The organism is Marinobacter sp. SS5-14b (assembly GCF_030541005.1).
Lineage (GTDB): Bacteria > Pseudomonadota > Gammaproteobacteria > Pseudomonadales > Oleiphilaceae > Marinobacter.
In genome coordinates this window covers 112,454-126,763 of record NZ_JASSVM010000007.1, presented here as the reverse complement: position 1 = coordinate 126,763, position 14,310 = coordinate 112,454, and the positions used below count along the sequence as shown (strand labels likewise).

At 53.3% G+C, this 14,310-nt stretch carries 13 protein-coding genes; 9 read left to right on the top strand and 4 right to left on the bottom strand.

The window, feature by feature from the left end:
• Position 1: 1 nt before the first annotated feature.
• Positions 2-1,165, bottom strand: a complete 1,164-nt coding sequence (locus QPL95_RS15090) for a potassium channel family protein (RefSeq protein WP_303291825.1) — start codon at positions 1,163-1,165, stop codon at positions 2-4.
• A gap of 79 nt (positions 1,166-1,244) precedes the next feature.
• Here QPL95_RS15090 and glnE point away from each other — a divergent pair, with 79 nt between their 5' ends.
• The 3 genes from glnE (at position 1,245) to QPL95_RS15075 (ending at position 5,887) form a co-directional block, all read left to right on the top strand.
• On the top strand, positions 1,245-4,151 hold the full coding sequence (gene glnE / locus QPL95_RS15085; protein WP_303291824.1) for a bifunctional [glutamate--ammonia ligase]-adenylyl-L-tyrosine phosphorylase/[glutamate--ammonia-ligase] adenylyltransferase: 2,907 nt from the start codon (positions 1,245-1,247) through the stop codon (positions 4,149-4,151).
• A gap of 81 nt (positions 4,152-4,232) precedes the next feature.
• On the top strand, positions 4,233-5,156 hold the full coding sequence (locus tag QPL95_RS15080; RefSeq protein ID WP_303291823.1) for a branched-chain amino acid transaminase: 924 nt from the start codon (positions 4,233-4,235) through the stop codon (positions 5,154-5,156).
• Positions 5,157-5,212: 56 nt separating this feature from the next.
• On the top strand, positions 5,213-5,887 hold the full coding sequence (locus tag QPL95_RS15075) for a 3-deoxy-D-manno-octulosonic acid kinase (RefSeq protein ID WP_303291822.1): 675 nt from the start codon (positions 5,213-5,215) through the stop codon (positions 5,885-5,887).
• Here QPL95_RS15075 and QPL95_RS15070 read toward each other — a convergent pair.
• Positions 5,881-6,759 (bottom strand): lysophospholipid acyltransferase family protein, encoded by an 879-nt coding sequence (locus tag QPL95_RS15070; protein WP_303291821.1) that lies wholly within the window; start codon positions 6,757-6,759, stop codon positions 5,881-5,883. The genes QPL95_RS15075 and QPL95_RS15070 overlap by 7 nt on opposite strands.
• A gap of 161 nt (positions 6,760-6,920) precedes the next feature.
• On the opposite strand from QPL95_RS15070, the gene QPL95_RS15065 reads away from it, so the two are divergent.
• The 6 genes from QPL95_RS15065 to QPL95_RS15040 are packed head-to-tail and all read left to right on the top strand — an operon-like array spanning position 6,921 to position 12,531.
• On the top strand, positions 6,921-7,820 hold the full coding sequence (locus QPL95_RS15065) for a glycosyltransferase family A protein (RefSeq protein ID WP_303291820.1): 900 nt from the start codon (positions 6,921-6,923) through the stop codon (positions 7,818-7,820).
• Complete coding sequence (locus tag QPL95_RS15060; RefSeq protein ID WP_303291819.1) at positions 7,817-8,767, top strand: DUF6492 family protein; 951 nt, start codon at positions 7,817-7,819, stop codon at positions 8,765-8,767. Before QPL95_RS15065 ends, QPL95_RS15060 begins: the two co-directional genes overlap by 4 nt.
• Positions 8,768-8,773: 6 nt before the next feature.
• Positions 8,774-10,054, top strand: a complete 1,281-nt coding sequence (locus QPL95_RS15055; RefSeq protein WP_303291818.1) for an O-antigen ligase — start codon at positions 8,774-8,776, stop codon at positions 10,052-10,054.
• Positions 10,044-10,958, top strand: a complete 915-nt coding sequence (locus QPL95_RS15050; protein WP_303291817.1) for a glycosyltransferase — start codon at positions 10,044-10,046, stop codon at positions 10,956-10,958. Before QPL95_RS15055 ends, QPL95_RS15050 begins: the two co-directional genes overlap by 11 nt.
• Before the next feature lie 38 nt (positions 10,959-10,996).
• Positions 10,997-11,767, top strand: coding sequence for a glycosyltransferase family 25 protein (locus QPL95_RS15045; RefSeq protein ID WP_303291816.1), 771 nt, complete (start codon positions 10,997-10,999; stop codon positions 11,765-11,767).
• Between the two features lie 35 nt (positions 11,768-11,802).
• On the top strand, positions 11,803-12,531 hold the full coding sequence (locus QPL95_RS15040) for a glycosyltransferase family 32 protein (RefSeq protein WP_303291815.1): 729 nt from the start codon (positions 11,803-11,805) through the stop codon (positions 12,529-12,531).
• On the opposite strand, the gene QPL95_RS15035 is transcribed toward QPL95_RS15040, so the two are convergent.
• Together QPL95_RS15035 and QPL95_RS15030 are read right to left on the bottom strand one after the other, a co-directional pair.
• A complete protein-coding gene (locus QPL95_RS15035; protein WP_303291814.1) occupies positions 12,528-13,442 on the bottom strand; it encodes a glycosyltransferase family A protein in 915 nt (304 codons plus the stop codon). The two genes, QPL95_RS15040 and QPL95_RS15035, sit on opposite strands and share 4 nt — an antisense overlap.
• Positions 13,439-14,269, bottom strand: a complete 831-nt coding sequence (locus QPL95_RS15030; protein ID WP_303291813.1) for a glycosyltransferase family 2 protein — start codon at positions 14,267-14,269, stop codon at positions 13,439-13,441. Before QPL95_RS15030 ends, QPL95_RS15035 begins: the two co-directional genes overlap by 4 nt.
• Between the last annotated feature and the right edge of the window lie 41 nt (positions 14,270-14,310).

Here is a 14,310-nt window from a genome sequence, read left to right as displayed (position 1 = left end):
CTTAGCCGTTCTGCTCTGCGCTCTTTTTCTCGTTCTGCTCATGCATGCTGCGCCACTGCACGAGAAACTCCCGGTAACGGTCCAGCGCTTCCTCGACCACGGAAACATCCGGCGTATCGACTGAACGTACCAGTACGATCAGTCCCTTGCCTTCCACCTCTTTATTGGTGTCCGGATGGCAGATCACTTCGTTGTCGTGATCGATGTAGGCGAGGGCAGTGCCTATACCGTGGCGAACGAGTGCGCTGACAATATCGGCCCAGATCAGGTCGTCCAGTTCCAGGTCGTAACGGTGGGGATGGTCCCGCTCGTAGTTGAACATGTCTTCAAGCACTTTCTCTGAGCCCGGCGCCACAACCGCCCGGACCATAATTTCCGGATAGGTGCGAACAGGCCGGATGATGGTGCGAACACCAAGGGCTTTGAGCCTGTCACGGTTCTGGTCGCTGACACATTCCACGGTGGTGCGATTGCCAAGATTGGACTCGGTCAATCGGTGGGCGATGTCAAAGGTCAGGCTGTCAGAGAAAGGATCGGACTCATCGGAGGCCAGCACAATAATGTGTTTTGCGGCGCCGGCATGCACGGCTTTGAGTGCTTCCGGGTCATTGCCTGCACCGTGAAAGTGCACCATGCCGCAGTCTCTGAGTTCGGCGGGCAGGCCGCCGGGAAACTGCCGTGTCAGAAGCATGATGGGCACGGTGTGGTATTCCGGCACCGAGCGGATTTGGGAGGCAAAGCGCATGAAGTATTGCTCACCTCCGCTGCGAGGGGTGTTGATGATTACGATATGGTCTTTCATGTTGTAGATCCAGCGTCCGGTCAGAATTCGTTCACGGCGGTAAAAGCGATACTCAATATAGTCGCTCACAATCAGTGTCAGCAGAGTAATGGCGGAGATGAACATCAGAAGAACCGTACTGATTCTCCCGATCGCCGTTACCGGTGCATAGTCGCCATAGCCTACCGTCACCAGGGTTGTCATGGTTAGCCATACGGCTTCAAAAAAGGTCAGTGGCTCTGCCGCCCACAGGATAAGGACCTGGGCACAAACCAGCGCCGCCAAAACAAGAAATAATCGTTTTACACGCTGACGGATTAGCCCTCCCATCGGGAGGTGAGGTTGCGAATGTTCCGGATTCAGCGGGCGCTTGTTTCTCATCATTGGCGTGGTGGCCTGTTCAGTCCTTGGCGAGTTCGTTATACAGTACCGGAAATATATCAGAGAGACAGGGGTTTGCGTTATGTCTGAGCCTTGGGATTCGTTGCCGGCCATTCTGGCAGAGGATGTGTCGTCCTGCTGGCCATCGGTGTTTCCGGATGGAGTGCCAGAGTGGTTGTCCGGGTCTGCAGACATGACCGATGCGGATCTTGCGGAGGCCTTGGCGCGCAGCTTGTTCCTGCGCCAGACACTGGAGCGTCACCCTGATTACGTTCGGCAGGCTCTGGCGGCTCGCCCGCTCACTGAGCCGACGACCGAAGCCTGGCTGTCGGAACGCTGGGCCTGGTATCTGGAGGCTGTCGATACAGAGCTGGCCCTGCATGCGGCACTTCGGCGTTTCCGCCGTGAAATTCAATTCCGCATCATCTGGCGTGATGTAATGAACTGGGCAAACCTGCAGGAAACCATGCAGGCTACCAGTGCCTTTGCCGACACCTGCATTGATGGAGCGCTCGACTGGCTCTACAGCAAGGCCTGCGAAGAATTTGGGGTGCCCTGGGGGAAAGACCCATCCACCCGTGAAGACGCACCCCAGAGGATGGTCGTGCTGGGCATGGGCAAGCTCGGTGGTCGTGAACTCAATGTGTCGTCCGATATTGATTTGATTTTTGCCTTTCCGGCGAAGGGCGAAACCCGGGGGGGGCGTCGTGCGCTGGACAATCAGCAATTTTTCATTCGCTTGGGTCAGCGGCTGATTCAGGCACTGGACCAGATCACCGCAGACGGCTTTGTGTTTCGGGTCGATATGCGCTTGCGCCCATACGGTCAGAGCGGGGCGCTTGCGCTCAGTTTTGCCGCCCTGGAAACCTACTATCAGGACCAGGGGCGGGATTGGGAACGTTATGCCATGGTGAAGGCCAGGGTGGTGGCCGGTGACCAGCGAGCAGGAAGCGTGTTGATGGAAAGCCTGCGCCCGTTCGTTTACCGCAAGTACATCGACTTCAGCGCGTTTGAATCCCTCCGCAATATGAAGGCCATGATCAGTCGGGAAGTTCGCCGCAAGGGGCTGGAAAACAACATCAAGCTGGGTAGCGGCGGCATTCGCGAGATCGAATTTGTGGTGCAGGCATTCCAGCTCATTCGAGGTGGTCGCGACAGGGAGCTTCAACAGCGAGAGCTGCTTAATATTCTCAAAGAGCTTGAAGAGCTGGAGTTGCTGCCGTCCCCGGTGGTCAAAGAGTTGCGGGAGGCCTATGTGTTCCTGCGTGATCTCGAGCATGCCCTGCAGGGCATGGAAGACAAGCAAACGCAGACCCTGCCGGACGATGCGCTTTCTCTGGCCCGAGCAGCCCGTGTTATGGAGTTTGAGGATTGGTCCGCTTGCGAGATGGCGCTGACGGATCACCGTGAGCGCGTGGCCAAACACTTCGCCAATATCATAGCGACCGACGATGACGACCAGCAGGAAGGTGACTCCGGCGTAGACGATGGCTGGTTTGAGCTCTGGTTGTCGGAAATGGAAGAGCCGGCCGCGATTGAGTGGTTGGCGGAGCAGGGCTTTGAGGATCCGGACGCCAGCTTCAAAGTGCTTGCGAGCCTGCGTGAAGGCCGCACGGTGCAAACCATGCAGACGCAGGGTCGTAAACGCCTGAACCAGTTCCTGCCGCTCTTGCTAAGCGCGCTCACCGAAGTCAGTAACCCTTCAGAAACCCTTGACCGAGTTCTGCAGTTGGTTGAAGCCATCCTGCGGCGAACCGCCTATATGGTGTTGTTGGTAGAAAACCCCGGTGCACTGACCCAGCTGGTTCGGTTGTGCAGTGAAAGCCCCTGGATTGCGAGGCTGCTGGCGGAGACCCCGCTGCTCCTGGATGAACTGCTGAACGCAGAGAGCCTTTACAGCCCGCCGGCAAAAGAGGAGCTGCAGGACGATCTGCGTCAGCAAATGCTGCGAATTCCCTACGAAGATCTCGAAGAACAGATGGAATCCCTTCGGCACTTCAAGAAAGCCCATATTCTGCGCGTGGCTGCGTCTGAGCTGAAAGGCACCTTACCGCTGATGAAAGTGAGCGATTACCTCACCTGGATCGCCGAGGTGGTGCTGGATCACGTGGTGGATGTGGCCTTCTCCAACCTGGTGAGCCGTCACGGATACCCCCGCCGGGCCGATGGCTCGGCCTGCGATACCGACTTCGCCATCATTGGCTATGGCAAGCTTGGCGGAATTGAGTTGGGGTATACCTCCGATCTGGACCTGGTTTTTGTGCACCAAGCGGATCCTCAGCTGGCGACGGATGGTGATAAGCCGATCGACAACGCTGTGTTCTACACGCGCCTGGGTCAGCGCATTGTGCATATTCTCAGCACTCAGACACCCTCCGGACAGCTGTACGAGGTAGACATGCGGCTGCGGCCATCCGGCAATTCCGGTTTGTTGGTCAGTACACTGCAGGCCTTCGAAAAATACCAGCAGAACGATGCCTGGACCTGGGAGCATCAGGCCCTGGCCCGCGCCCGTGGTGTGGCGGGCTGCCCCGATACCTTGGCGGGCTTCGAGAAGATCCGGCACAACATCTTGTGTGCATCCAGAGACAAAACCAAACTGCGCCAGGATGTCGCCGAGATGCGTGAAAAAATGCGCAGCAACCTTGGCACGCCCGAAGCCCGGCGGGGCGAGGTATTTCACATCAAGCACGACGCCGGCGGCATCGTAGACATCGAGTTTATGGTGCAATACCTGATGCTGGCCTGTAGCGAAGAGCATCCCGAGCTGACCCAATGGAGCGATAACATTCGTCAGCTGGAGGAGCTGGGTCGTGCAGGTGTGCTTGAGGTTGCCGATACGGAAAAACTTCGGGCCGCCTTTATTACCCTGCGCTCAACCATTCATCGGCGGGCATTGCAGAACCTGAACAGCCAGGTAGACGGCGATGCTTTTCCGGAAGAGCGTGACTACATCCAAAGTATGTGGAAAAAAGTCATGGGTGGGTAGCAAGCTAAATTTATTTATGGCGGACTTTCCTGCTAGAATGCCGATTCCCCGAAAAACCGCTTTTTTAGGAGCAGAATAGAAATGTCGATGGCTGACCGTGATGGCGTTATCTGGCTGGATGGTGAAATGGTTCCCTGGCGCGAAGCCAAAATCCACGTCCTCACTCACACCCTGCATTACGGCCTCGGTTGTTTTGAAGGTGTGCGAGCCTACAATACTGCCAACGGCCCGGCGATTTTCCGCCTGAAAGAGCACACGGACCGTTTGTTCCGCTCCGCTCACATCCTGAACATGAAGATGCCGTTCAGCAAAGATGAGATCAATGAAGCTCAGCGTGCAGCGGTTCGTGAAAACAATCTTGATGAAGCCTACCTGCGCCCGATGGCGTTTCTGGGTTCCGAAGGCATGGGCCTGCGTGCGGACAACCTGAAAGTGCACGTGATGGTTGCCGCCTGGAGCTGGCCGTCCTACATGTCGCCGGAAGCAAAGGAAATGGGCATCAAGGTGCGCACGTCCTCTTACACCCGACACCACGTCAACATCACCATGTGTAAGGCGAAGGCCAACGGCAACTACATCAACTCCATGCTGGCCCTGAACGAGGCGATCTCGGGCGGTGCGGAAGAAGCCCTGCTGCTGGATAATGAAGGCTACGTGGCTGAAGGTTCCGGCGAGAACATCTTCATCGTTCGTGACGGAGTGCTGCACACGCCCGAACTGACCTCCTGTCTGGAAGGTATTACCCGCGCCACCATCATCGACTTCGCCAAAGACCTCGGCCTGCAGGTGAAAGAGCGCCGCATTACCCGCGATGAAGTCTACGTTGCCGAAGAAGCCTTCTTCACCGGTACCGCCGCTGAAGTGCTGCCAATCCGCGAACTGGACGGCCGTGCTATTGGGGCTGGCAAGCGTGGGCCAATTACCGAGAAGCTGCAGAGCATGTATTTTGATGCGGTTAAAGGTAAGTTGGCTCAGCATTCCGAGTGGCTGACGCCGGTTCGGTAAAGGCTCCCATGAGGGAAGGCTACGTTAGAAACGTTGGGGCCACCGGAGTCAATCTGGTGGCCCGTTCGTATGTGGCGGATTTCTCGGAACAGTGGTTTAACCCGGAGTTTTGGGCAGAACGGGCAGTTCCAGTAACAAAAGGCGGCCGTGGCTCGGCCTGGTTTGTTCACTCACCGGTGGGCGACCTGGTGTTGAGGCAATTTTCCCGAGGTGGCCTGCCGGGGCGCTTCATCCGTAGCGAGTATGTCTATACCGGAGAGGATCGCGTTCGGTCCTTTGCTGAGTTTCGATTACTTGATCAGCTTTATCGCCAGGGGTTTCCCGTTCCCGAACCGGTTGCCGCCGGTTATCAGCGCCAGGCCGGTTTGCTCTATCGTGCCTCCATCATCATTCGCCGGATTCCCGAAGCAGCGCCGCTAACCGATTACTCCGGCGCTGATTGTTTGCGCGTTTGGAAAGCAGTCGGGGGTTGTGTGCGGCGCTTCCACGATGCAAGGGTTTATCATGCGGACCTAAACTGCATGAACATTCTGGTGGCAGGGAGAGCGGTGTATCTGATTGACTTTGACCGCGGAAAAATCGTGCCGCCAATGCAGGGTGACCGCTGGAAAGCCGCAAACATCGGCCGGTTGCAACGTTCTGTCACTAAATGCCTGGGTGACGTTGATGATTCGTTAAGGCACCGTTTATGGCAGGCGTTTATGGCGGGTTATGACGGGGCAGATCAGTAAACCGGCGTCTCGCCCGGAGCTGTCCTGCGAAAACGTTTGTATTCCCATTGGTATTGAACCGGAACATCGGCGATGCACTTTTCAACCGAGCGATTAAGTGCAGCAAGCGACTCGCTCATGTCCTGTGATGCCATCCCCGGCTCGGCTTCCCGAATGACCATTTTGAAACCTTGCCCGTCGGGCAATCGTTGGGCATAGGTGACCAAGGGTCTCGCGCCGGTTTTGTGGATCAGCTTGGAGGCCAGTGTCATGGTGATGGTCGGGATGCCGAAAAAAGGTGCAAACTCGCCGCCTTCTTTTCGTGGTGTCTGGTCTGGCAGGATGCCGACGACACCGCCCTCCCGAAGAATGCTGAACAGCCGCATAATACCGCGCCGGTCAGTGGCGACCAGTTCGGACCCGCTGCGACTGCGTACCGCTTTCATGTACTCTTCGAAGCCGGCCTGGTTTGGCGGGCTGTAAAGCGCTGCCATCTTGTAACGTGACGCAAAGAACAGCCCGGTGAGCTCCCAGTTGCCCAGGTGCGGTGCCAGTAACAGCAGGCCTTGTTTGCCAGATTGATAATCAGCGAGTAGCTCTTCCCCTTCAATCTCGCGGATCAAGCCGAGGCAGCGCTCCACGGGCCACTCCCACATTATTGGAAGCTCCAGCGCGGTTGCGCCGGTTTCACGCAGGCTCTCGCGGCCCATGGCCTCAATATGTTCCTCCGAAAGATCCGGATAACAGACTCGAAGGTTTTTGCGGGTGGTTTCGACCGAGCGCCCTTCAAGTTTCCAGGCAAGGCTGCCGAGAAGCCTGCCCAGGCGCTGAGCCTTGCGCAGGCCCAGAAAAGACAGCAGGCGAAAAACGACTTTGATGAGCTTGCCAGTCACGAAATCTTTCCATTTGAGGTAGAAACAGGGCCGAAAAAGTAACATTGTCACCAACACCGCACAAGGTGATTGACGCTTTGTAACAGCACGGTTGTCGGCTTTTGAAGCTTGGCCATGATAGAATTCGCGGGTTTTTACATGACGTTGCCCGGGCCCGAACTATGTGGAACCTTATTAAACTCGCCTTTTTCCGGTTTGCAGCCGGTGGCTGGATTCCTGCACGGTGGTTCGAGCCTGACCTGCCGCCAAAGGACAAGCGAGCTGCGCGCACCGGCCACCTCAAACTGGAGGTGGTCAGCCATTGCTGGAACTATTCCCATTTTCTGGTTTACCAACTGAGCTCTCTGGTGCTGTTCCCGCCAAAAGAGCTGGATGTCACCATGACGGTTTTCTACAGTCCGGAGGACAAGAAAACTGCCGAACTCCTTGCCTTTTTTGGTGACCAAGTGGCTCCCGGTATTACTTGGAACTGGCAGCCAATCGCGAAACAGGAACTATTCCGTCGCGGCATTGGCCGAAACCGGGCAGCACTGGCTACAACCGCCGACTGGGTGTGGTTTACCGATTGTGATCTCATGTTTCGCGATGGCTGTTTAGATGCTCTCGCTGCGGCACTTCAGGGCCGCCAGGACGCCTTGCTGTTTCCCGAACAAGAGCACACAACCGACTTGTTGGCCGAGGATAACCCCCTGTTGCAAGCGGGTACCACGGGGCCGCAAGTCCTTGATATCGATATCGGTTCCTTCACCACCAGAAACATCGTCAAAGCCACCGGCCCGCTTCAGATTGCCCATGGTGATGTGTGTCGAGCCGTGGGCTATTGCCGAAACATCGGGTTGTATCAACAGCCGGTAGAAAACTTCGCCAAATGCCATGAAGATCGAGCCTTCCGGTGGTTACTGCAGAGCCAGGGCGTGCCCATTCAGATTCCTGGTGTTTACAGGATTCGCCACGTTGCCAAAGGCCGATATTCCGGTAATGAAGCCCGGAGTAAGCTCAGGACCAGGCTACGGGTATGGCAGTCTCGGTGGCGGGATAGGAAGCAGGGCAACCTCTCATGAGTCGCCTCCAGAGAACGGTTCTGATTACACCGACGTGGGCTGGTGATTTCGAGCATTTCCGATTGATGCGAGCTTCGCTTGAGCATTCCGGTTTGAGCCACCTGCCACACTATGTAGTGGTTCAGCATGAGGATCTCGAACTGTTCCGAGAGTTTGCCGACACACCCGGTTTGCACCTTCTGTCGACGCGAGACGTTTTGCCTCCCGAGGTGGAAGCAATCCGCGTGAGGGCCCGAAACCTTTCTTCAAGGTTTGGGCGGGGCCTGACCAAGATTTTTGGGAGCCTGAAACGCCTCATTTCGTGGCCAATATGGCCATCCTATACCGGGTGGCATACCCAGCAACTGTGCAAGTTGAAGCTGGCGAGTGAGCTTGATTGTGATCTGGCCGTGATCATTGATTCGGATGTGTACGTTACGCCGGGTGCGCAAGTCGATGATTTTGTATCGACTTCAGGGTCAGTGTGCTTTGCTGACTGGAAATCCCGAACTGACTTGAAGGGGAAGGTGGCTAACTGGGTGGCAGTTTCAGAGGCAATGGCAGGGGCCGTCAACGCTGACCGAAAGGTTAACGTCTATTTTGACACGCCTTTTGTTTTTGATCAGAGGCTTTTGCGTGCGGCCCTGAATTTTCTGGAGAGGGGTAGCAGAAAACGTTGGTGGCAGGTGCTTCTGGATCAACCTCCCAGAAGGTGGTCCGAATTCGGCTACTACAAAGCGTTTCTGGCGTGTCAGTGCGACGCCAGTGAGGTCGAATGGCGTAACCCAGTATCAAGTCGTTACATATTTGATACCAGCGATCCTGAAAAGGTTATTCACACGGTGACCTCGATGCGTGGGGATCCCAGCGTGCACTACATTACGATTCATTCGCAGGCTAGTGGGCGAGAGAGTTGGGCGCCCAGTGCTTATATAGATCCTTTGATTCGTCAATTGCAGGCGGGCTGACGACCTATGCAGGGTGTTGTAGACATGGGGCAGGTTTCCAGTGGTCGTGAAATGACGGCTGTATGGTTTGGTCGATTGGGGTTTCTGTTCGGTATCTGGCTTTTCTTAAGTGTATCTGCGCCTGAGGTGGTATTCAGAACCTTTTTTCACGCTTTGATCTTACCTCTCACCGCATACCTGGCTTTGCATAGGCGGGATCTGGTTGATCTGAAAGAACCGTTTATCGCTGTTTTTATCCTTTTCTGTGCCTATATGTCTGTTTCTACATGGTTTGTGGGGAGTGGCCCTGTTAAGGATGACTGGCAGGCGTCACGGTGGGGCGTAGAAGCTGCCTTTGGCATGCTTGCATTCCGGCTGTGGATGTCCAGTATCGTTCGTTACAGAGCGGTATGGGGATATGTGTTTCTGTGCGCTGCACTTCTCGGTTCTCTCGCAGGACTGGCAACTGATCCGTTGCCTGAGTTTGGGAGGTTGAGGACGGGTGGTTTGGGCATGCTGGAACACCCTATTCAAGGCGCGTCGATAGCGATTGTGCTCATGGCAATTGGCTTGTTCATCATGTTGCATAAAAATGAGCCAATACAGCCGGCCGAAGTGTTTTTCGCTGCCCTGGTGATTGTTGCTACCTGCGTATTTGTGATAATGACCAAGAGTCGGGCTCCCATTCTGACAATGTGCGCCTATTTGGCGTTTTTTGTTGTTGTTCTTGCGGCCAGATTCCGCCCGTACTTGACCGCATTTGGTGTTGTCATTGCGGGCGCCATAATCGTAGTAAGTGTTCAGTCACTCGTGGGATTTGAACCCTTGATTGAACAGCTATTCAAGAGGGGCGATGCACATCGCTTTGACATTTGGGAGGCTTACGCGTCCTACCCGCCGGAGTCTCTCTGGTTTGGCAACGGTGCGGGAATGGACTTCAAGTTGATGGATGCCTCGCGTCAGTATCTTGAGCCTTTGGGGCTTGATATATCCCATCCGCACAATATCTGGCTTGGGGTTTGGGCTGAAACGGGTGTCATTGGCGTTGCATTTCAACTCGCTTTATTGGGATTGCCGGCGCTCTGGGCTATTAAGGCGACAGTCAATCCTCTGGTAAAATTTCACTTGTTGGCGCTTCTTGCACTCTTTGTGATGCTCACCTTCACGGATGAATATACCTTGCTGATTTCGCTGCACCCAGTCTGGTTGATTGGTTGGCTTCCTTTGGTTTTTGTGTGGTCATGGGCCTGTTCCGCTCATGCTGGGGTGAAGAAACAAAACGGGGCTGGGGAGGCTTATGTTCGATAACCGAATAGTCGTATGTATATTTTCCTTCAACCGCGGGAAATTTCTCCGAAATTGTGTTGATTCGATTCTGCGATGCATCCCAGACGCAGATATTGCCATTTTTGATGACAACAGCACTGACTCCGAAACCTGCGAGTATCTGAACACTATTTCGGGCACCTGTGAGGTAATCAAACCGGAGAAAGAGGGCAGCATTAAGCATGGCGGTCTCTATCATAATATGAACTCGGCGCTTACACGATTTCAGAGTCGTCGCCTTGTTTGTTTTCTTCAGGATGATACGCAAGTTGTTCGACCTATTTCACCAGAAGATCTCATCGCTCTGGATCAGCTGTTTGACGATACGGAAAGTCTTGGGTTTATTCATCCTTGCTTCATTCGAGGTGTCGACCTGACGAAACGGCCGATAACACCATTACAGGGACCATCAGCCGAATTTTTCTTCAGGAAGGACACGGGCCAGAGTGCAGGTATTCACTACTCTGATCTGGTTGTTTTTCGTCCGGAGAGACTTATCGTGGCAGGCTGGCAATTCAAGCAGTCCGAACCTGCCAATGACCAACAGGCAAAGTCGCTTTTCGGGATGATGGCGTACATGTGGCTGCCTTTCGCAATGTGGCTGCCTGAAGTTCCTGCATATCGGGGAAAGAATAAAACCTTGGGACTGAAGCTCGCAGAGCGTAAGAAAGGGGTGGGTTTCTATCCTTTTCGGATTTGGTCTGAGGGGCGGGCAAAAGAAATCAGATCTGTACCCGACCAAAAGTTGCCCGTGGCCGAGGAATTTCTTGAGTGTACTCCCAAAGATCCACCTAAGCCCTGGACCTATAATCCATTAACGGGATTGCGGTTTTATAAGCAGCTCAACAATCTTGAAGTTGCTCTCAGGCGATGGTTCAAGCGCTAGTTTTTGGCGCGGGTTCGTTTCTCTTTAGGAATAGTATGATGAATGATCAGCCTGAAATAATTGTCATCAGCCTTCTCAGGGCGGTTGAGCGCCGAGAAGCGATTAAGGCACAGTTTTCGCACCTTGGCGTAGACTTTCACTTCTTTGATGCTGTGGATGGCAAGAAAGGACATGAGCTGTTTTCAAGGTTCGATGCACGGAAGGCGAAGCGTATTGGAGAAATTCCGCTTACTGCAGGACATTTGGGCTGTTATGCCAGTCACTACCTGGTGTGGCAGCGCTGCTCTGAGTCCAACAAGCCGCTCATTGTTCTGGAGGATGACGCACAAATTTTTGAGGAATCATTTTTGCGGTTCCTCAGTGTTTGCCCAGCTCTTCCAGAGACTATTGAGTGTGTCAGGCTGTTTGACAGCAGATCCAGGAACACGGAAAGGTTAAGAGTCTTTGATCAAAGCGGCGTAACGGTTTGCAAGTTTCTCAGGGGACATAAAAGTGCCACCGGATACTTTTTAAGGCCCTCTGCGGCAAGGAAGTTTCTGCAGTATGCGGGCACCTGGGCCGAGCCGGTTGATATTGAAATGGATCAGTTTTGGGACAACGGTGTCGAGTGCTTTGGCGTTGAGCAAGCGTGCGTGACCAACAACCCGGAATTTGAGTCTGCTATCGACACGGGCTTTAATACCAAAGACTTGAGAAAAGGTTTGATGCGGCTTCGCTGGCGTTGGTATTTGATCAAGGGGAAACTTCGGCGGGAGGTTCATAATTTCAAGTTCAGGAAATCTCTTAATTCGGGTCAGAAGAAATCTTAACGGCAGGCTTGGCATGGCTGAGTAGGTGGTTTGAATTGTCTAATATTCCAAAATGCTTTCACTTTATTTGGGTGGGTGATGAAAGTCGCCGCCCAGATGCCTGTTTTGAAACGTGGCGGTCATTGAATCCCGAGTTTACATTAAAGGTGTGGGGGAATCGGGAATACGATGAATTTCCATGGCAAACCAAACGACACATGGATGCGATGTGGAAAACAGGGCAGCTTTTCGGCGTGGCAGACTTAATGCGGTGGGAAATACTTTTTAACGAGGGGGGGTTTGCTCTGGATGCTGATTCAATAGCCCTTTCTCCTTTGCCAGACTGGTTGTTTGATTGCACCGCATTTGCGTGCTGGGAAAATGAACTGATTTCCCCGGGCCTAATTGCTAACGGTTATTTTGCCTCCCGCCCTGGTGATCGGTTGATTGGGCAACTACTGGAAAAGTTCCTTTCCAGCAAGTACTTGGCAAGCAAGTTTGTCTGGTACAAGTTGAAACATAAACCAGTTGCTGCCTGGAAAACAGTTGGTCCGAGAGTTTTGACCGAGACGGTTCGAGAAATGGGTTATAGTGACTTAACGGTTCTTCCAAGCCATTTTTTTTGCCCAAGGCATCTTAGCGGAGAAACCTATAGAGGATCGGGACCTGTCTTCTGCGACCAACTATTTGCAAGTAGTCGGCCTAACGGTTATCAAGAGCTAAAGTTAAATCAAGAAACTGCAGAATCACTGATCGCCATGGCACGAGAGCGCTTGGGGCGCTAATCTGAATTTTGCCGGATTCGCTTGATGAAAGCCTCGATTTTCGCCAGTTTACGGAGAAGTCGATACCGCCTTAAGGGATCATAAATCCATGGTGATTTAAGGCCTTTTACTTTTACTGTCAGGAAGTCTTCCGCGATTGGAACCTGATCTGTTGGCCGGCTACGCAGCCTTTGTATTGCGGCCTCGTCCATTATGTTGAAGGGATAAAAACCCGCCTTATTGACGATTTCAGCAAGCCGGAATGTGAAGCTTTTTTTCTTGTTTCGGTAAGCAGGCGGATTGGGTAGCCACATGGCAAACGGTGCAAAAAGGTAACCCATTTCCAGAAAACTCCGTTTTGCCTGCTGTTCGTTCTCAAACTCTCCCGGTACGAACTTCCAGTCGGCTGAACGCAAGCGGTCGCTCCTGGTTACGGAGATGTCGGAGTAATAAACGCCTGCCACCTGTTTATTGCTACGGTGCTCGCAGACGTAAACTTCACGATCATCGCGATATATAAATCGATCCAGCGTCCGCTGACGAGTAATTCGCTTCTGAAAGACGGGTGCTAGAAACCCTGCATTCGGGAATTGATTGAACTGGTTGTTTAGAAATTCCAGATCCTGATCATCAATAGGTCGTATTAGCTGCGTATCATCCTGGAGAAAGCATATCAGCGTGACTTCTTCCAAGGAATCAATCGCCCTCTGCATGTTCGTATAGAGAGCTCCGTGCTGGTCGCCGGATTTTTTATCATCTCTGGTGCGCACTTCGTGCTTTTTCGCGATCTCGCCCAGAATCTGAATAGTCTCAGGATCATTACTGGCGTCGTCATAGATGATGATGCGATGTTTCGGGGCGCAGATTTCAATCGATTCGACACAGTTTCGGAGATGAGGCCCGCGATTGTAGGAGAAAACGAAAAATATCAAGAGATCGCTCCTTTTCGGGGCTCGCCGATGTGTAAATTGATACCATGTGGCGTTTGGGTGATGCCTTGGTTTTCAATCCGGATTCTGTGTTCCTTGTTTGCCTTGACAGTATCGGGATCAACATATCCTCTCGCATGATCGAGATGAATAACTATCGCGTTATACCTGACATGTTTCGGTTTGATGCCCAGATTAACCAACCGAACTCCAAACTCTCTGTCTTCACCACCATAGGCCATGGTTTCATCAAAGCCGTTAACTGCAAGCACATCTTTTTTCCACGCTGATCCATTGGAGCCTTTGAAGCGGCAGCGTGTTGGGGTTAGGGTGTTGAACAATCGGGCTTTCCAGCCACGAGCAGTGAGCTTGCTGTTCTTGTACGTGGAACCAAGGCCATGCGCTTTGAGCCATTCGAGTTCGAAACACCGCCCGGCCAGAATATCTTCACGAGTTATCGCTTTGCTCGTCTCCATGGGCAGCTTGTGATAGCCGCCTGACAGGTAATAGCCAGGCTCTGCTTCGGTTGCATGCACCTCAAGAAAGTCATTGCGAGGAATACAGTCGCCATCGGTGAAAATCAGATACTCTGCCTGAGATGTGAGAACCGCTTTATTCAGGATTCGGCACTTCTGAAAACCGTCATCCTCCTGCCATACATGGGTTAACGTGAGATCGGTCTCATCTCTCATGCGATCAATAAGCTGACGTGTTTCACCTTTTGAACCATCATCTGCAATGATGATCTCAAAATCCTTGTGGGTTTGTGCGCTGTATCCCCACAGGACTTTTTCCAGCCACTCAGGTGAGTTGTAGGTGCTGATGATCACAGAAAGCTTCATAAGTAGTATTCGCGTACCTTGATATGACA

What these genes read in the sequence shown, in the direction of transcription:
- QPL95_RS15055 (WP_303291818.1), top strand. Translation starts at nt 8,774, where the DNA reads ATGCAGGGTGTTGTAGACATGGGGCAGGTTTCCAGTGGTCGTGAAATG.
- QPL95_RS15090 (WP_303291825.1), bottom strand. Translation starts at nt 1,165, where the DNA reads ATGATGAGAAACAAGCGCCCGCTGAATCCGGAACATTCGCAACCTCAC.
- glnE (WP_303291824.1), top strand. Translation starts at nt 1,245, where the DNA reads ATGTCTGAGCCTTGGGATTCGTTGCCGGCCATTCTGGCAGAGGATGTG.
- QPL95_RS15045 (WP_303291816.1), top strand. Translation starts at nt 10,997, where the DNA reads ATGAATGATCAGCCTGAAATAATTGTCATCAGCCTTCTCAGGGCGGTT.
- QPL95_RS15050 (WP_303291817.1), top strand. Translation starts at nt 10,044, where the DNA reads ATGTTCGATAACCGAATAGTCGTATGTATATTTTCCTTCAACCGCGGG.
- QPL95_RS15080 (WP_303291823.1), top strand. Translation starts at nt 4,233, where the DNA reads ATGTCGATGGCTGACCGTGATGGCGTTATCTGGCTGGATGGTGAAATG.
- QPL95_RS15065 (WP_303291820.1), top strand. Translation starts at nt 6,921, where the DNA reads ATGTGGAACCTTATTAAACTCGCCTTTTTCCGGTTTGCAGCCGGTGGC.
- QPL95_RS15060 (WP_303291819.1), top strand. Translation starts at nt 7,817, where the DNA reads ATGAGTCGCCTCCAGAGAACGGTTCTGATTACACCGACGTGGGCTGGT.